18 protein-coding genes and 1 pseudogene are annotated in these 16,965 nt (G+C 67.5%); 12 read left to right on the plus strand and 7 right to left on the minus strand.

Annotation, left to right across the window (positions count from 1 at the left end; all coding sequences use genetic code 11):
* The first annotated feature begins 4 nt into the window (after positions 1-4).
* The 3 genes from WEB29_03315 to WEB29_03325 are packed head-to-tail and all read left to right on the plus strand — an operon-like array spanning position 5 to position 3,254.
* On the plus strand, positions 5-1,195 hold the full coding sequence (locus WEB29_03315) for a phosphoglycerate kinase (GenBank protein MEX2135978.1): 1,191 nt from the start codon (positions 5-7) through the stop codon (positions 1,193-1,195).
* Entirely contained in the window at positions 1,192-2,481 is a 1,290-nt protein-coding gene (eno, locus tag WEB29_03320) for a phosphopyruvate hydratase (GenBank protein ID MEX2135979.1), read from the plus strand. The genes WEB29_03315 and eno overlap by 4 nt, the downstream gene beginning before the upstream one ends.
* Positions 2,481-3,254 carry a class I SAM-dependent methyltransferase gene (locus tag WEB29_03325; protein MEX2135980.1) on the plus strand — a complete coding sequence of 258 codons (774 nt, stop codon included), beginning with the start codon at positions 2,481-2,483 and terminating at the stop codon, positions 3,252-3,254. The genes eno and WEB29_03325 overlap by 1 nt, the downstream gene beginning before the upstream one ends.
* Here WEB29_03325 and WEB29_03330 read toward each other — a convergent pair.
* Entirely contained in the window at positions 3,251-3,724 is a 474-nt protein-coding gene (locus tag WEB29_03330) for an MOSC domain-containing protein (GenBank protein ID MEX2135981.1), read from the minus strand. The genes WEB29_03325 and WEB29_03330 overlap by 4 nt on opposite strands.
* Before the next feature lie 300 nt (positions 3,725-4,024).
* Positions 4,025-4,300: pseudogene (gene rpsT, locus WEB29_03335) on the minus strand (30S ribosomal protein S20).
* 103 nt (positions 4,301-4,403) lie between these two features.
* Here rpsT and lepA point away from each other — a divergent pair.
* The 4 genes from lepA (at position 4,404) to hemW (ending at position 8,892) form a co-directional block, all read left to right on the plus strand.
* The gene (gene lepA, locus WEB29_03340) at positions 4,404-6,215 is read left to right on the plus strand and encodes a translation elongation factor 4 (protein MEX2135982.1); all 1,812 of its coding nucleotides are present in this window, start codon (positions 4,404-4,406) and stop codon (positions 6,213-6,215) included.
* A gap of 1 nt (position 6,216) precedes the next feature.
* On the plus strand, positions 6,217-6,885 hold the full coding sequence (locus WEB29_03345; protein MEX2135983.1) for a CPBP family intramembrane glutamic endopeptidase: 669 nt from the start codon (positions 6,217-6,219) through the stop codon (positions 6,883-6,885).
* Positions 6,886-7,341: 456 nt separating this feature from the next.
* Complete coding sequence (locus WEB29_03350) at positions 7,342-7,680, plus strand: VOC family protein (protein MEX2135984.1); 339 nt, start codon at positions 7,342-7,344, stop codon at positions 7,678-7,680.
* Positions 7,681-7,737: 57 nt separating this feature from the next.
* Positions 7,738-8,892 (plus strand): radical SAM family heme chaperone HemW, encoded by a 1,155-nt coding sequence (hemW, locus tag WEB29_03355; protein MEX2135985.1) that lies wholly within the window; start codon positions 7,738-7,740, stop codon positions 8,890-8,892.
* Positions 8,893-9,129: 237 nt separating this feature from the next.
* Here the strand turns inward: hemW and WEB29_03360 are convergent, their stop codons facing one another.
* Positions 9,130-9,666, minus strand: a complete 537-nt coding sequence (locus WEB29_03360) for a hypothetical protein (GenBank protein ID MEX2135986.1) — start codon at positions 9,664-9,666, stop codon at positions 9,130-9,132.
* A gap of 148 nt (positions 9,667-9,814) precedes the next feature.
* Between WEB29_03360 and hrcA the strand changes: the two genes are divergently transcribed.
* From hrcA to dnaK, 3 genes are read left to right on the plus strand one after another with little or no spacing between them, the layout of a single operon-like run.
* Positions 9,815-10,909: a heat-inducible transcriptional repressor HrcA gene (gene hrcA, locus WEB29_03365; GenBank protein MEX2135987.1), complete on the plus strand. Its 1,095-nt coding sequence runs from the start codon at positions 9,815-9,817 to the stop codon at positions 10,907-10,909.
* Complete coding sequence (grpE, locus tag WEB29_03370) at positions 10,902-11,456, plus strand: nucleotide exchange factor GrpE (GenBank protein ID MEX2135988.1); 555 nt, start codon at positions 10,902-10,904, stop codon at positions 11,454-11,456. Before hrcA ends, grpE begins: the two co-directional genes overlap by 8 nt.
* Positions 11,457-11,460: 4 nt before the next feature.
* Positions 11,461-13,398: a molecular chaperone DnaK gene (dnaK, locus tag WEB29_03375; protein ID MEX2135989.1), complete on the plus strand. Its 1,938-nt coding sequence runs from the start codon at positions 11,461-11,463 to the stop codon at positions 13,396-13,398.
* A gap of 226 nt (positions 13,399-13,624) precedes the next feature.
* Here the strand turns inward: dnaK and WEB29_03380 are convergent, their stop codons facing one another.
* Positions 13,625-14,455: a helix-turn-helix domain-containing protein gene (locus WEB29_03380; protein ID MEX2135990.1), complete on the minus strand. Its 831-nt coding sequence runs from the start codon at positions 14,453-14,455 to the stop codon at positions 13,625-13,627.
* Between the two features lie 18 nt (positions 14,456-14,473).
* Positions 14,474-14,656 (minus strand): hypothetical protein, encoded by a 183-nt coding sequence (locus WEB29_03385; protein MEX2135991.1) that lies wholly within the window; start codon positions 14,654-14,656, stop codon positions 14,474-14,476.
* A 259-nt stretch (positions 14,657-14,915) separates the two neighbouring features.
* Here WEB29_03385 and WEB29_03390 point away from each other — a divergent pair, with 259 nt between their 5' ends.
* The gene (locus WEB29_03390) at positions 14,916-15,530 is read left to right on the plus strand and encodes a hypothetical protein (protein MEX2135992.1); all 615 of its coding nucleotides are present in this window, start codon (positions 14,916-14,918) and stop codon (positions 15,528-15,530) included.
* A gap of 99 nt (positions 15,531-15,629) precedes the next feature.
* Here WEB29_03390 and WEB29_03395 read toward each other — a convergent pair whose 3' ends face one another.
* Positions 15,630-15,935, minus strand: a complete 306-nt coding sequence (locus WEB29_03395) for a hypothetical protein (protein ID MEX2135993.1) — start codon at positions 15,933-15,935, stop codon at positions 15,630-15,632.
* Positions 15,936-16,114: 179 nt separating this feature from the next.
* Here WEB29_03395 and WEB29_03400 point away from each other — a divergent pair, with 179 nt between their 5' ends.
* A complete protein-coding gene (locus WEB29_03400; protein ID MEX2135994.1) occupies positions 16,115-16,555 on the plus strand; it encodes a hypothetical protein in 441 nt (146 codons plus the stop codon).
* On the opposite strand, the gene mscL is transcribed toward WEB29_03400, so the two are convergent.
* Positions 16,552-16,953, minus strand: coding sequence for a large conductance mechanosensitive channel protein MscL (gene mscL, locus WEB29_03405; protein MEX2135995.1), 402 nt, complete (start codon positions 16,951-16,953; stop codon positions 16,552-16,554). The genes WEB29_03400 and mscL overlap by 4 nt on opposite strands.
* Positions 16,954-16,965: the final 12 nt, after the last annotated feature.

The raw sequence follows: 16,965 nt of genomic DNA on the forward strand, positions 1-16,965 counted from the left end.
CTGGATGAACAAGCAGACGGTTCGGGATATCGACGTCCGGGGCAAGCGCGTCTTCCTGCGCGCTGACCTGAACGTGCCGCTCGACGACGGTCGCATCACTGACGACACCCGCATCCGCGCCAGCCTGCCCACGATCCGATATCTCCTCGAGCGGGGCGCGGCCGTGATCCTGGCCAGCCACCTCGGCCGCCCGAAGGGCAAGGTCAACGATGCATTGCGCCTCAAGCCGGTCGCGGATCGGCTGGGCCAGCTGCTCGGCCGCAACGTGCGGATGACCGGCGACGCCCTCGGCCCCGGCGTCCAGGTGGCGATCGGCAAGCTGCGTCCCGGCGACCTGCTGCTGCTCGAGAACCTGCGCTTCCACGCCGAGGAGGAGGCGAACGACCCCGGCTTCGCCAAGGCGCTGGCCGACATGGCCGAGATCTACGTCAACGACGCCTTCGGCTCGGCGCATCGGGCCCACGCCTCGACCGAGGGGATCACCCACTTCCTGCCCAGCGTGGCCGGGCTGCTGCTGGAGCAGGAAGTGACCGCTCTCGCCAACCTGCTCCGCAAGCCGCCCAAGCCGTTCCACACGATCATCGGCGGAGCCAAGATCAGCGGCAAGCTCGAGGTCCTCGAGGTGCTGCTGGCGCGCTGTCAGGCGGTCCTGGTCGGCGGTGGCATGGCCAACACCTTCCTGGCTGCCAAGGGCCATGCCATGGGCAAGAGCCTGGTCGAGACGGAGCAGCTGACCAACGCCGAGCGGATCATGTCCGAGGCGCGGCGCAAGCGCGTGCGCCTGATGCTCCCCACCGACCTGGTGATCGCCGCCCAGATCCACCCGCGCTCGCAGCGCCAGGTCGTGCCCCTCAATGGCGTGCCCAAGGACTGGATCGTGGTCGACATCGGTCCGCAGACGGTGGAGGCCTACACGACGCACCTGGCCAAGGCGCGAACGATCTTCTGGAATGGACCGATGGGCATCTTCGAGATCGCCCAGTTCGCCGATGGCACGAACGCGATCGCCAACTACGTGGCCTCGCGGACGGGCGATGGGGTGATCACCGTGGTCGGCGGTGGGGATTCGGTATCGGCGGTCGACAAGCTCGGCCTGACCGACCAGATGAGCCACGTCTCGACCGGCGGCGGCGCCTCGCTCGAGTTCGTCGAGGGCAAGAAGCTGCCCGGCGTCGAGGCCCTGCCCGACCGATGAACACCGCGATCTCCGCCGTCCACGGGCGCGAGGTGCTCGACTCCCGCGGCAATCCGACGATCGAGGTCGAGGTGCGGCTCAGCGGCGGAGGCTGGGGTCGCGCGATCGTTCCCTCCGGAGCCTCGACCGGCGCCCACGAGGCGGTCGAGCTGCGCGACGGTGACAGGTCCCGTTATGGTGGCAAAGGGGTCCTCGACGCGGTGGCGAACGTGAACGGCGAGATTGCCGAAGCGGTCCATGGCTTTGACGCGTTCGACCAGCCGGGCCTCGACCGCCTGTTGATCGTGCTCGATGGCACGCCGAACAAGGCCCGCCTGGGCGCCAACGCGCTGCTCGGCGTCTCGCTGGCGGCCGCCCATGCGGGGGCGGCGGCCGAGGGCCAGCCGCTGTATCGGTACCTGGGAGGCGAGGCCGCGCACCTGCTCCCGGTGCCGCTGGTGAACATCCTGAACGGCGGCAAGCACGCGGTGGACTCGACCGATTTCCAGGAGTTCATGATCGCGCCCCTCGGCGCACCGACCTTCGCCGAGGCGCTGCGCTGGGCGGCAGAGACGTTCCACGTGCTCGGCCGGCTGCTCGAGGAGCGCGGCTTCGCCACCACCGTCGGCGACGAGGGTGGCTACGCCCCAAGCCTCGAGACGAACGAGGCGGCGATCGGCCTCGTCCTGGAGGCGATCCAGCGCGCCGGCTATCGGCCCGGCGAGCAGATCGCGATCGCCCTCGACCCCGCCGCGAGCGAGGTCTACAGCGAGGGGCAATACGTGCTCGCCCGCGAGAAGCGCACGCTGGCGAGCGACGAGCTGATCACGTTCTGGGCCGATTGGATCGACCGCTACCCGATCATCAGCCTGGAGGACGGCCTGGCGGAGGACGACTGGACGGGCTGGACCGCGCTCACCGCGCAGCTCGGCGACCGGATCCAGGTGATGGGCGACGACCTGCTGGTGACGAACACCGAGCGACTGGCGCGGGGCATCCGTGAGCGGGCCTGCAACTCGATCCTGATCAAGCTCAACCAGATCGGCACGCTGACCGAGACGCGCGACGCGGTCGAGATGGCACGGACTGCCGGCTGGCGCTCGATCGTGAGCCACCGCTCCGGCGAGACGGAGGACACCACCATCGCCGACTTCGTGGTCGCGATGGGCACCGGCCAGATCAAGACCGGCAGCGTCAGTCGCAGCGAGCGGATCGCGAAGTACAACCGGCTGCTGCGCATCGAGGAGGAGCTCGGCGACGCCGCCGAGTACGTCGGTCGCGGCGCCTTCGCGGCGCTGGCCGGCTGATGGACGGCCTGACCGATCACGCACGCACGAACCGGGCCTTCTGGAACGAGCTCTCCGACACCTACCAGGCCGATCACGGCCCCGACCTGGCGCGCCACGGCGCGGCCTGGGGCGTGTGGCAGATCCCCGAGGACGAGATCCATGCGCTCGGCGAGGTGGCCGGCAGGGACGTGCTGGAGTTGGGCTGCGGGGCTGCCCAGTGGTCGATCGAGCTGGCCAGGCGCGGGGCCCGGCCGGTGGGCCTCGACCTCAGCGAGCGTCAGCTCGAGCATGCCCGCGAAGCGATCGCCGAGGCTGGGCTCGACTTCCCGCTGGTCCACGCCAGCGCCGAGGCGGTGCCCTATCCCGACGCCAGCTTCGATCTCATCTTCTGCGACCACGGAGCCATGGTCTTCGCCGACCCCCGCCGCACCGTCCCCGAGGCGGCGCGGCTGCTGCGCCACGATGGGCTGCTCGTCTTCAGCATGCACACCCCCATCGCTGACATCTGCTGGCCGCCCGATTCGGAGCAGGTCACCGACCAGCTGCGGCTCAACTATTACGAGCTGAACGTCGTGGACGTGGGGGAATCCCAGCACGTCGAGTTCCAGCTGCCATATGGCGAGTGGATCCGCCTCTTCCGGGCCAACGGCCTGATCGTCGAGGATCTGATCGAGCTCCGACCAGAGGCCGACGCTGTCAGCACCTACCGCACCGACGCGGACCGCGAATGGGCGCGCAAATGGCCGATGGAGCACATCTGGAAGGTTCGACGCCAGCGCGATGACCCCTAACGAACGGTGTCTCCGGGGCGGACTGGCCCCTCGCTGATCACCCGCGCGTACCACCGTGCGTCGGCGGGGTTCGTCTTGCCGCTGATCCGCGCGAATCGTCCGTTTGAGAACCACTGCGCCTGCTTCTTGCACGGAGCGGCGTGCCAGGTCAGCTCGATGACGAGCCCACCCTCGCCGATGGCGAGCCGATCGCCCGGGCCTATCGCGTCCAGCTCGATCCCCTCGAGCGTCAGGTTCTCGCCGAAGGCACCCGGAAATGCGTTATGCCCCTCGGCTACGAGGCGCCCGATGGCCTCCATCGAGTAGAGGCAGACGGCCTGGTCCACGCCTCCGTGCATGGGCACCGGCTCCTCGTGCCGGTCATCCTTCAGGCCGAGCGGTCCGACCCATTGCTCGGCGACCGGCAGCTTGGGGACTCCGCCTTCGTTGACGTTGACGCTGACCACGCGGCCGGATCGGGGCTCATCCATCGGAGGCTGAGTCTAGCGCGCTAGGATGCCGATCTAGCCCTCGGCGGGAGCCTCTGGCTCGGCGTCGCCAACGGCCTTGGCCCGCTTGCGCGCAGCAGCGGTCTCGCGGGACGCTCGAACCACTGCGACCTTGGCCTTGCCGGCCGCGGTGCGCGGCCGATCCGCGGCCTTGGCGGCAGCGGCCTTCGAGGCCTTCGACGCGGCGACCTTCTTGCGCTGCGCAGTCCGGGTGGCGGTCGACTTCTTCTTGGGGGCCGACGGGGCCTCGCTCGCGGCTCCGTCCAGCAGGTGGGCGGCGTTGGCCTTGGCCATCAGCCGGCTCTTGCGGCGAGCGGCGTTGTTGGGGTGGATGATCCCCTTCTCGGCGGCCTTGTCGAGCGCGCTGATAGCGGCCGTAACCGCAGCGGCGCCATCGCCCTCGGAGCGGCCCAGCGCAATGTTGCTGGCCTGCAGGACGAGGGTCTTGGTCTGGCTCCGCGTGCGCTGGTTGACGGTGCGGCGGCGGAGCGACTGGCGGACGCGCTTCAGGGCCTGCGGCGTGCGCGCGCCCTTCCAGGTTCGAGCCTTTCTGGCCACAGGTAGTCCTCAGCGATGGCGGGTGAAATGGAAAAGAGCGCCGGCGAAGCCTGGCGCCGTGATCGGGCGAGTATAGCATCGGTCTCGGCTAGACTCCGGCCCGATGATCCCCCCGGAGCGCACCCGCAACTTCAGCATCGTTGCGCACATCGACCACGGCAAGAGCACGCTGGCGGATCGGCTCCTCGAGGCAACCCACACCATCGACCCGCGCCAGATGACGTCACAGGTCCTGGACAGCATGGATCTGGAGCGCGAGAAGGGGATCACCATCAAGGCCCGCGCGGTGCGGCTCCAGTACGACGCCAAGGACGGGCAGACCTACGCGCTCAACCTGATCGACACCCCCGGCCATGTCGATTTCACGTACGAGGTGAGCCGGTCCCTTCAGGCCTGCGAGGGGGCGATCCTGGTGGTCGACGCCAGCCAGGGGATCGAGGCCCAGACGTTGGCCAACATGCACCTGGCGCTGGAGCAGCAGCTGGTCATCATCCCGGTCATCAACAAGATCGACCTCGCCTCGGCCGACCCCGAGATGGTCCTGGGGGAGCTGGAGGAGACCCTCGCCATCCCGCGCGAGGAGGTCATCCTGGCCTCGGCCAAGGAGGGGCGAGGGATCGACGAGATCCTGGAGGCGATCGTCAAGCGCATCCCTGCACCCAGCGGCCACGCGTCGGCGCCTCTCCAGGCGCTCGTCTTCGACAGCCACTACGACCCGTACAAGGGCGTGGTCGCCTACGTCCGCGTGGCCAACGGTACGCTCCACGACCACGAGCGCATCCGCTTCATGGCCACCGGCGTCGAGACCGACATCCTGGAGCTCGGCTACTTCCGGCCACAGCCGGTCCCGACCCGTCGCCTGACCGTCGGTGAGGTGGGTTATGTTGCCTCCGGTCTGAAGAGCATTGCCGACGCTCGCGTGGGCGACACCCTGACCGATGCCGACCGCCCCGCGCCCGAGCCCCTGCCCGGCTACAAGCAGGCGCTGCCGCTCGTCTTCGCCGGCATCTACCCGATGCGTGGCGACGAGTACCCGCTGCTGCGCGACGCGCTCGAGAAGCTGCACCTCAACGACGCCTCGTTCGTCTACGAGCCCGAGTCGAGCGTGGCGCTCGGATTCGGCTATCGCTGTGGGTTCCTTGGCCTGCTGCACATGGAGATCGTCCAGGAGCGCCTCGAGCGCGAGTTCGGGCTCGAGCTGATCGCATCGGCGCCGTCGGTCGAATACCGCGTCAAGCGCTTGAACAGGGCCGATGAGCTTGTCGTGGACAACCCCGCCCAGTTCCCGCCAGCCGGCGAGGTCGAGTTGATCAGCGAGCCATGGGTGTCGGCCACGGTCATAACCCCGACCGACTACATCGGGCCGATCATGGAGCTGGCCACCACCCGCCGCGGCGACTTCATCAACATGGAGTACCTCGACCCCAAGCGGGTGAACATGCACTTCGAGATGCCGCTGGCCGAGCTGATCATCGACTTCTACGACCAGCTGAAGAGCCGATCCTCGGGATATGCCAGCCTCGACTACGCGTACCTGGGCTATCGGCCCGGGGAGCTGGTCAAGCTCGACATCATGGTCAGCGGCGAGCCGGTGGATGCGCTCTCCCTGATCGTCCATCGGTCCAATGCTTTCCGGGTCGGGAAGGCGCTGGTCGAGAAATTGAAAGAGCTGATCCCGCGCCAGATGTTCGAAGTGCCGGTCCAGGCGGCCATTGGTTCCAATATCATCAGCCGCGAGACGATCCGGGCGATGCGCAAGAACGTGCTGGCCAAGTGCTACGGCGGCGACATCACCCGCAAGCGCAAGCTCCTGGAGAAGCAGAAAGAAGGCAAGCAGCGGATGAAGCGGATCGGGTCCGTCGAGATCCCGCAGGAAGCCTTCCTGGCCATCCTCCGCATGAACGAGGGGCAATAGCGTGAACTTCCAGGACTCGTTGCGCCTCTCGATCGCCCTGGGGCTGACGATCTTCCTGGTCCTGCTGCGCTTCGACTCGGATCGCATCATGCGTTCCGACTACTTCCGCTCCCGATCCCCGTGGATCGGCCCGCTCTCCTACTACGGGCTGGTGGTGCTGTTCGCGATCGGGATCGCCTTCATCCTGCCGCGGGGCCGGGCGCAGCTCTTCCTGGCCCCGGGCGACCCGGAATCGATGCTGCCGGTGATGCTCCTGTTCTGCGCGGTGGCCATCCTGAACGGGCTGGTGCTCGCGTTCCTGCGCTACCGCGCCATCCTGCCGTTGCCCACCCCGCTGGTCGCCACGCGCCTGGCGGGCGCCGCGGCCAACGCCTTCGCAGAGGAGCTGCAGTTCCGCTCGATCGTGCTGGGTATGCTCCTCTTCGCCGAGCTGCCGGGCGGCGTGGGGACCGCCCTGGTGGTGCAGGCGCTGCTCTACGGCCTGGCGCACCGGCGCCTGTGGAGGGAGCGCGATTGGTACTTCCTGGCGGGCTCGGTCCTGCTCGGCTATGGCGCGGGGCTGGCGACCGTGACCACCGGGTCGGTGGTGCCGGCGATGGTGGGGCACTTCGCGGTGACAGCCTCGCTCTTTGCCTTTGCCGGGGGACGGCTCCGCCAGAGGCCGATCTAGGGAGTTGACGGCGCGCCGAGACGCCGACCTCGGATGGCTTCGCAACATCCTCGCCGGCCGCCCGGTGCGCGCTCCACATGGGGCCTTGGTTGACCAGCTACCAACCACATTGGTAGATGAGTACGCCGGGACCCACTGAGGATGGCTCGGGGCCTATCCATGCATCGGGCTACCAGTGACACTGGTAGGACCATGCGTAAGCGGTTGTCCGGAGGCCGAAGTGCGCCGTTGTACCAACAGGGTTGGTGAGCCGCGAGGATCAATGGGCTGTTGACATGGCCTTAGTACGTGGGGTGCCACATGGGCACCGATGCCCCATTTCCTGGCCCCCGGCACCATGCGTGCTGGCCAGTGCCATGCACCCGGCGGGGTGTCGATCCTGGGCAAGCCCAGGCGTCGTATAGGTAGACCGGCGAACGCAAGCGCCAACAGTAGTACGAGAAGGAGATCCCACTCATGGCAGCCAAGGTCATTCACGTGGAAGTCACGGGCAAGGACGGGCCCGCGCTTCAGAAGTTCTACTCCGACATCTTCGACTGGAAGCTCGACACCGACCTTCCCGACGGCTACGGCATGGCAAGGGACGAGACTGGATTCACCAGCGGCATCGGGCCGACCCGCGACGGGTCCGCCGGCCAGGTGACTTTCTACGTCCATTCCGAGGACCCGGCCGGCATCCTGCGCCGCGTCGAGGAGCTCGGCGGCAAGGTGTTGATGCCCCTGACCGAAGTGGCCAAGGACACCACCATCGCCCTCTTCGCCGATCCCGAGGGTCACGTCGTCGGGATCATGTAGTCCTGCCGTCGCAAACCGCGAACACCGCCCCGAGCCCGCTGCATGTACGCTCGGGGCGTGTCGTTTCCCTCGCACCACCTGTACGTCCACGTCCCCTTCTGCCGGCTGGTGTGCGCCTACTGCGACTTCGTGACGGTGGGTGGGCGCGGCGTGGAGATTCCGCGCTACGTCGAGGCGTTGTTGCGCGAGATGGCGCTGCGACCGGCATCGGGCCAGCTGGCGACCATCTACTTCGGTGGCGGCACGCCATCCCTGCTTCCAGCCGATGCTGTTGCTCGCGTTGTGGAGGCAGCCAGGGACCGATGGGGCTCGGAGCCTGCCGAGATCACCCTCGAGGCCAACCCGAGCGAGCGCGAGGCACCCGATTGGACCGCCCTGCGCGCGGCCGGCGTGACGCGCATCTCGCTCGGCGTGCAATCGTTCCGTGACCCCGAGCTGGTGACGTTGGCCCGCGGCCACACCGCCGAAGAGGCTCGCGCTGCCTACGCGTCAATCCGGGTCGCGGCCTTCGAGAACGTATCAGTGGACCTGATCTACGGCATCCCGGCCCAGTCCCTGGAAGATTGGCGAGAGGGCCTGCTGGCCGCGCTTACGGTCGAGCCCGAGCACCTCTCGCTCTATGCGCTTCAGCTCGCGCTCGCGCCCGATGAATGGGCCGCGCCGCCCCGTCCCGGCGCCCTGCGCTGGCGGCATCGGATGGTGGTACGACAGGACGATGGCCTGGCGGCGGCCCAATACCAGCTTGCCGAGGAGCTGCTGCGCAGCGCCGACTACCACCACTACGAGCTCTCCTCGTGGGCGCGGCCGGGCTTCGAGTCGCGCCACAACTCGGCGTACTGGGAGCGCAGGCCGTACACCGGCATCGGCGCCGGGGCGCATTCGTATGACGGTCTGACCCGTTCCTGGAATGAGCGCGACCTGGACCGATACCTGGCACGGACCGAGGCGGGTGAACGAGTCCTGGCTGGGAGCGAAGAGCTCAACGAGCCGACCCGCGCCTTCGAGGCAATTGCGCTCGGGCTGCGCCGGTTAACGGGGTTCCGACGCGCCGACTTTGCCACGGAATTCGGTGAGGATCCGGTCCAGCGGTTCGCAGACGCCGTGGCTGAAGGGACCGCGGCGGGGTTGCTCGAGGTCACCGAGGAGGCGGTCCTGCTCACTGCCCGTGGGCGCCTCTTCGCCAACGAGGCGCTCGTCGCGTTTGCGCCCTAGGCTGTGATCGACCCCAGAACCCAGAGGAGAACGACAGATCCGAAAGATCGTTGCCGGCCTACGAGCTCCGGCTCCAGGTCTACCCGATCCTCGTCGGGACGGGGAAGCACTTCTTCGAGGAGTCCGTCGGCGAGCTCCCGCTGAAGCTCGTGGAATCCAAGATCACGAGCAACGGCTCCACTACCAGCCTGCACCGGGGTAAGGCCAGGGGGTGCAGTTGGGTGGCCAGAGGGCCCTTCAGGCCCTTCCGCGAGCCCCGGCCAGTGCCGCGGCGTACGCGGCCGAGCCGATGGCGCCGGCCAGAAGGTCGTTCACGGTGTCCCAGGTGCCGCGCACGTTATGGAGCCCGAACCAGACGTCGCTGTAGTACTCCTGAGCCTCAAGCCCGATGTGGGCCAACTGCGCGAGGCCGACGGCGCTGAGTGGTGGCAGGTCAAGGAGCTCAGCGAGGACGACGGTGGCCGCACCCGTCCCGTGCGCATGAGGAATTGCGTCGAAATAGCGATAGCGGTCGTACAGGTCGAAGTGGTTGCCGAGCAGGTCGAGCGAGAAGATGGACAGGTACAGGTTGTCCGTCCAGAACGGGTAGCGGCCTCGCTTTCCAGCGCCATGCACAACCGGCACCAGCAGGCTCAAGGGAATCATCACGATGCCTCGGGTGCCAATCGCCTTCCCTGCGAAGCGGTGATCGTTTCTGTGAAGGAGGGCCTCGGCCAGGATCGCGACGATGGTCCCGCGCAGGAGGGCGTTGATCAGCACACCGATGACACGCATGGGCGCATCGTACGGCGGCCGAGCCGCGTTGACACTGGTCCGGCGGGGTTGGTACGATTCCAGCCGAACCATTTAGCACTCTCATCGGTAGAGTGCTAACGGACCCGCAAGGGCACGACAACGGAGGCCAGTCTTGGTCGGCGAGGGGATGACCCGCGGCGAGAAGAGCGCCCCGTCTCGGTCGGTGCTGAACCTGACCGAGCGGCAGCGCATCGTGCTGCGCGCCGTGGTCGAGGACTACGTGCTGAATGCCGTGCCGGTTGGTTCGCAGGCGCTGGTGGAGCGCTACGGACTGCCCGTGAGCTCGGCCACCGTGCGCAGCGCCATGGCCGAGCTCGAGGCGCTGGGCCTTCTGAGCCACCCGCATACCAGCGCTGGCCGCGTCCCCTCCGACCTGGGCTATCGGACCTACGTCGAGTCCCTCATGCGCGAGTCGGCCCTCGACCGCGCCGACCAGCTCATGATCCGCCACCAGTTCAGCCAGGTGCAGCTGACCAGCAACGAATGGCTGCGACTGGCCGCCTCGATCCTGGCCACCAGCACTCGCTCCGCCGCCGTCGTGACGCCGGCCCGGGCGCGGCGCGCCCGCTTCGGGCACGTCCAACTGGTCGAGCTGGCCGATCAGGCGCGCCTGGCAGTCCTCGTGCTCGGCGACGGCAACGTGGTGCAGCGCCGGCTCCAGCGCAGCAGCGTGGAGCGGGCAACCGCGGGAGATGCGACCGGGCAGGCTGAGCTCGACACGGCCGCAGCCACTCTCAACAGCGGGCTCGCCGGCCTGTCGGCGCCGCAGGTGCGACGCAGGCTGGGCAAGCTGGCTCCGCTCGCGGCGCACGTCGCCGAGGTCCTGGCGCAGATGCTGGAAGAGGCGGACTCGGTCGCGGTCGAGGAGGTCTTCACCGACGGCATCGTCAACGTCCTGGAGCAGCCGGAGTTCGCAGGCGGCGCCAAGCTGCGCGGCGTGCTCGAGGTGCTCCAGCGATCGGACTTCCTGGAGCAGCTGGTGCCGGTGCTGAGCCGCCGCGGCGGAGTCACGGTGATCATCGGCCACGAGAACATCAACGACGCGATGCACGAGGTGAGCCTCGTCTTCGCGCCGTACGGCACGGAGGACTCGGCGCTTGGCCTACTGGGCGTGCTGGGCCCGACACGCATGCCGTACCCCCGCGCCATTCCGACAGTGCGCTATCTCTCAACGCTTATGAACGAGCTGATCTCGAGTCACCCAACGGAGAACCATGACTGAGCGACCCACCAACGGCGCCCCCGAGGACGCGCCCCACGCGCGCGGGCCGTCGCGCGCGGCCCTGATCCAGCAGCTGGAGGACATGCAGCGCGTGCTGGATGAGACGCGCGAGCAGTCCGACGAGCACCTGCGCGGCCTGCAGCGCACCGCCGCCGACTTCGCCAACTACCGGCGTCGGGTCGACGAGGAGCGCGAGGGCCTGTCCCAGTTCAGCAACGCGCTGCTGATCGGCAAGCTGCTGGCCGTCCTCGACGACTTCGATCGCGCGCTCGAGAACGTGCCGAAGGACATCCACGAGGGTTGGGTGGACGGCGTGCGCCTCGTCGAGCGGAAGCTGCGCGGCCTGCTGGAGGCCGAGGGCGTCACCCAGATCGAGGCGCTCGGCCAGCCATTCGATCCGAACCTGCACGAGGCGGTCGTCCACGAGGAGACCGAAGACCATCCCGATAACCAGGTGATCGCTGAGCTACAGCGCGGATACCGGCTGCGAGACCGGGTCCTGCGCCCATCGCTCGTCCGCGTCGCGAACAATCCAAAGGAGCACTGAACAGATGGGAAAGATCATCGGCATCGACCTGGGCACCACCAACTCGGTGGTCGCCGTCATGGAGGGCGGCGAACCGCAGGTGATCACCAACGCCGAGGGCGGCCGCATCACGCCATCGGTCGTCGCCTTCGCCAAGAGCGGTGAGCGGCTGGTCGGCCAGGTCGCCAAGCGCCAGGCGATCACCAATCCCGAGAACACCATCTTCAGCATCAAGCGCTTCATGGGGCGCCGATTCGAGGATCCCGAGGTCGCGCATTCGAAGGACCTGGTGCCGTACCAGGTGGAGAAGGACCCCAAGTCCGATGGCGTGGTCGTGACCCTGGCCAACGGCAAGACCTTCAGCCCCCCCGAGATCAGCGCCATGATCCTGCAGAAGCTGAAGTCCGATGCCGAGGCCTACCTGGGCGAAAAGGTGACCGAGGCGGTCATCACCGTGCCGGCCTACTTCGACGACACCCAGCGCCAGGCGACCAAGGACGCCGGTCGGATTGCCGGGCTGGACGTCAAGCGCATCGTCAACGAGCCGACCGCATCGGCCCTGGCGTATGGGCTGGACAAGACCAAGGACGAGAAGATCGCGGTCTACGACCTGGGCGGTGGCACCTTCGACATCTCGATCCTGGAGCTGTCCGAGGGCGTCTTCGAGGTGCGCAGCACCAATGGTGACACCCACTTGGGCGGCGACGACTTCGACCAGCGCGTGATCGACTGGCTGTCGGAGGAGTTCAAGAAGGACCAGGGGGTCGACCTGTCGAAGGACCGGATCGCGCTCCAGCGCCTGAAGGAGGCCGCCGAGAAGGCCAAGATCGAGCTGTCGAGCACGACCACCACCGAGATCAACCTGCCCTTCATCAGCGCCGATGCCGCCGGGCCGAAGCACCTGGTCATCAGCCTGACCCGCGCCAAGTTCGAGGACCTGGTTGCTGACCTGGTGAGCAAGACCTCGGGGCCGGTCAAGCAGGCGCTCGCCGACGCGTCGCTCAAGCCGACCGACATCGACGAGGTGATCCTGGTCGGTGGCATGACCCGCATGCCGGCTGTGATCGAGGCTGTCAAGGCCATGTTCGCCGGCAAGGAGCCCCACAAGGGCGTCAACCCCGACGAGGTGGTCGCCATTGGCGCCGCTATCCAGGCCGGGGTGCTGGGCGGCGAGGTGAAGGACGTCCTGCTGCTGGACGTGACGCCGCTGTCGCTGGGGATCGAGACCCTGGGCGGGGTGGCGACCAAGATGATCAACCGCAACACGACCATCCCCACCAGCCACACCCAGATCTTCTCGACCGCGTCGGACTCGCAGCCGTCGGTCGACATCGTGGTGCTGCAGGGCGAGCGCGAGATGGCCTCCGACAACAAGAAGCTGGCCACCTTCCGGCTGGATGGCATCCCGCCGGCTCCCCGGGGAGTGCCCCAGATCGAGGTCACCTTCGACATCGATGCCAACGGCATCCTGAACGTGGCCGCCAAGGACAAGGCCACCAACAAGGAGCAGAAGGTCACCATCACGGCCTCCTCCATGCTCGCCAAGGAGGACGTCGACCAGATGGTCCGCGACGCGGCCGAGCACGCCGAGGAGGACCGCACGCGTCGCGCCGAGATCGAGTCACGCAACGAGGCGGACGCCCTCACCTACCAGGCCGAGCGCCTGATCAAGGACATGGGCGACAAGCTGTCGGATGACGACCGCAAGGAGATCAACGACCGGATCGAGGCCGTCCGCGAAGCCCTCAAGGGGACCGATGCGGGCGTCGTCGACTCCACCAAGCAGCAGCTTGCCGAGGTGCTCCAGAAGATCGGCACCCGCGCCTATGAGGCTTCGGGAACTCCCGAGCCCGGTGGCGAGGATGGCACCGGCGGCGAAGGCGGCGAGGGTGGCGGACCGGCCGATGGAGCCGCGCCCGAAGAGGAAGGCGAGACGATCGAGGGCGAGTACAAAGAGGTCTGACGATCCTTCTTGACTCCGGGATAGGGCCGAGCGACCATCCCTCGGCTGGCTGGCGCAACAGCCTGCGGGACGGCCGCCCGGCCCTTTCACACATCGGGAAGTGCCGAGACTTCCCTGCTTCCCCGGAAGCCCGCGCCTTAGCGCACCGTCCTTGCCAGATCGCAACCAGGCTGCTGTTGCGCGACCTGACCGGCTCGTACATCGCCAGATTGCAACCAGGCTGCACTTAGGCGGGTTTGGGCGGATCCTGGACACCTCCGCGCGCCCCATCCACGCTCACGGCCGCCCGCCCTCGCCGTACCCGCTGCCTTCCAGCGCGCCTAACGCCAACACCCTTGCGATCTGGCAACTTGGCGAGCAGCAGGAGGCCGCTCGGAGTGCCGCTGGGCTTCCGAATCCAGGCGACGGCGCCCTTGCCGCGTAACCCGAAGCGCGCAAACAGGCGCGAATGGTCGGCCAAGCGCCGGCGGTTGGTGGTGCTCTCGGCAACGACCAGGACCGCGACCGCGCCCGTTGCCCGCCATCCGTGCGAGCGCGCCACAGTCGGCGCGACACGCTCTTTGGCATTCAGCGTCCCGAGCAGGTCCTGGATCTCCGCGATGACCGTCTTGATCTCGATCACGGCGAGCGTATTCGTGACTGCGTGGAATGCCAGCAGGTCAATACGGCCGCGATCGCCGTATTGGTTGAAGCTCGCTTCGGGGACGACCGTCCAGCCGAATCTCTCCAATCGGCGGGTCAGCCACTCGGCCAATCGTGCGTGGTCGGCGTCGCGCAGCCGCGCGAGTTCCGCACCACGAAAGCCCGCATCAAACCCCAATCGCAGGTCTAGCGCGGAGCCGATGCGCCGGACACCCTGGATCGACAGCGCCTCGGCGTGTCCGCGTTCGAGCAGACTGATGAGTGAGGCGCTCACCCCGGCCTTTCCCGCCAGATCGGCTTGCCGCCAACCCCGCCTATGGCGGAGCGCCCGAACGATCCCACCCAGCTCCGCGTCATTCACTGGCGCGATGATCGCGTTCGCGATGTACGGGCGTGTTATCCGGCGCTTAGGCACACGCGGCTCGGTGAATGGTTAGCCCTTGACGTCCGTGACCTCGAAGAAGACGACGAGTGGGGCGAGGCGCTGAAACGCCTCGTGGTCGGCCAAGCCGTCACCCATGGCGTTCAGGGCGTCCACCGCAGCCATCCAATCGGCCAGTGAGTCGAAGGAGGCTTCGAGGACACGCGAGTACCGCGAAGGCGCTCCGCGGCTCATGACCGTCCCTCGCTCAGCCGCAGTGTTCAGATCCCGGTGGCGCTCGTGAGCTCGGGGACCAGGTGTTGCGTGAGGAGCCCGTCAACCTCGTCGGTGTCGAGCTCCTGGGGGAACAGCAAGAGGACATCGAGCATCTGCGCCTCCTATCGGGCCGCCACGTTGGCTCTCAAGCCTGTTGGATGCCATTTTGACCCTGCGTAGAATCGTGCTTCCTGGCGGCGGACCACGGACGAGGAAGCGGAGAGCGCGAGGGGCCACCATGACCAAGATCTGGAGTGAGATGCCGGTCGCGAGGTTGAAAGAGCAGGTCGCGGACCTCGCGACGCTGGTGTGGGTCGTGTTCTGGGGCAATCTCGTCTGGCAGCTGTTCCAGGTGCTGGCCGGCTTCGCCCAGGCCGGACGGACGATCCACGCGGGCGGCCTGGCCATGATCCGGAGCGGGCGGGACGTGGGGGAATCCCTGTCCGGTGTGCCACTCATTGGGGAGCAGGTCCGCGACGTGGTGCGCAACGCCTTCGCCGGCGCCGGCCGGCCGCTCTCCGAATTCGGGACGGACCTGGAGCGCTTCATCCTGGTGGTGGCGACCGTGCTGGCCCTGCTCTTCGCACTGGCGACCCTCGGGCCGTGGCTGTCCCGCTACCTGCCGTGGCGCTGGGAGAGGCTGCAGCGCGTCCGGTCAGCCCATCGGGCCATCCGCACCGCGCCAAAGGTCAGCCATGCGAAGGTCGAGACCGCCCTGGCGATGCGGGCCGTCACCCGGCTCGACTACGCGACGCTGCTCGAGTACACCCCGGATCCACTTGGAGACTGGGCCAGCGGCCGCCACGATCGGCTTGCTCGCGCTGAGCTCGCCAGCGTGGGGTTGCGGCCATAGAAAAACCGCCCCGGCACGATGCCGGAGCGGTCTTGCGTGGCTACGAATGCAGGGACAGCGGGTAGGCCGACGGTCCGTGCAGGCAGCCTTCAAACGGGACTAGGCGGTGACGGGAACGCCACGGAACAGGGCCAGGTCACCGATGTAGGTGGTGACGAGGTGGACCCGGTCCGCAATGTTCTGCTTGACCCAGGTGGCGGCCATGTCAGCCGACTTCAGGGCCTCGTCGCGGGTCTCCCAGATGCTGATCGAGAGGACCTTGTGGTTGCCGACGTCGACCAGTCCGTAGTTCACGAAGCCAGGCTCCTTGACGAAGGTCGGAAGGATGCCCTTCTCGGCAATGCCGGTCAGCTCAGGGAAGGTGCCCTTGGTGAGATCGTACGTAGAGATTCGTGTGTAACGCATGTTTGACTCCTCTGCCCCCATTTGCGGCTAAGTCGACACGAAACGGGTTCGCCGATGGCTCTTCGTCGTGCGCCGGCCATGAGATCAATCGGTTCGCAGCCTTGCAGCCGAGACGCGTAGTGTAGCACCTGTGATAGATTAGCGCCAGCCTCGCTACAGAGCAGTACAGGAGTTCACAGGTGCCAAGGATCGAATTCGAGGCCGAAACGGAAGAGCAGCTGGTGGGCCTCGCCTGGCGATGGGTGATGGGTCCCCAGCACCAGCCCGGCGATCCCGTGATGGACGAGGCGGACCAGGCCGACCTGCGGCGCAAGCAGCTCGGCGAGGTGCTGAACGCCATCCAGGGTGCCGATAGCCGTCGCCTCCTGCGCGAGGTCGCCGAGCTGTCCATCCGCAATGCCGCCCTGCCGCTGGATGCCGACCTGACGGCTCGCTACGGAAAGCAGACGGGGACCGCCTTCGCCGGCATCGTGGCCGGCCCGAACAAGGTGATGCGGCGGGTAGCCCATCGCGACCTGATCACCTGGGATGCCGACGTGCGCGGGTATCGAATGGATCCGGCCGATGCCGAGATCGTGCTGCAGCGTTGGCCGGTGCCTCTGACCCCGGGGAGCGCCTAGCCCAGCTGGCTCGTGCAGTGCGGGCAGCGGGTGGCGGCGGTGGGGATATCGGTGGCGCAGAACGGGCAGGTCTTGATCGGCGGCTCGTCGTCGGGCTCAGACTTCTTCAGGCGGGCGGTCATCGCGTTCACCGGCTTGACCACGAAGAAGAAGATGGCGACCGCGACCAGGAAGAAGGTGATGAGCTGGTTCAGGAAGAGCCCGTAGGAGACCGGCGTCGTGCCCGCGGTGAAGGACAGCGTCGAGAAATCAGGGATCCGCAGGAAGCCCAGCAGCGGGGTCAGCACGTTGGTGACGAACGAGGTCACGGTTGCGCCGAAGGCTGCGCCGATGACGATGCCCACCGCCAGGTCGATGACATTGCCGCGCAGAATGAAGTCGCGGAATTCCTTGAGCATCAGGCTCGGAGT

The organism is Chloroflexota bacterium (genome assembly GCA_040902225.1).
Taxonomy (GTDB): domain Bacteria; phylum Chloroflexota; class Limnocylindria; order QHBO01; family QHBO01; genus CF-167.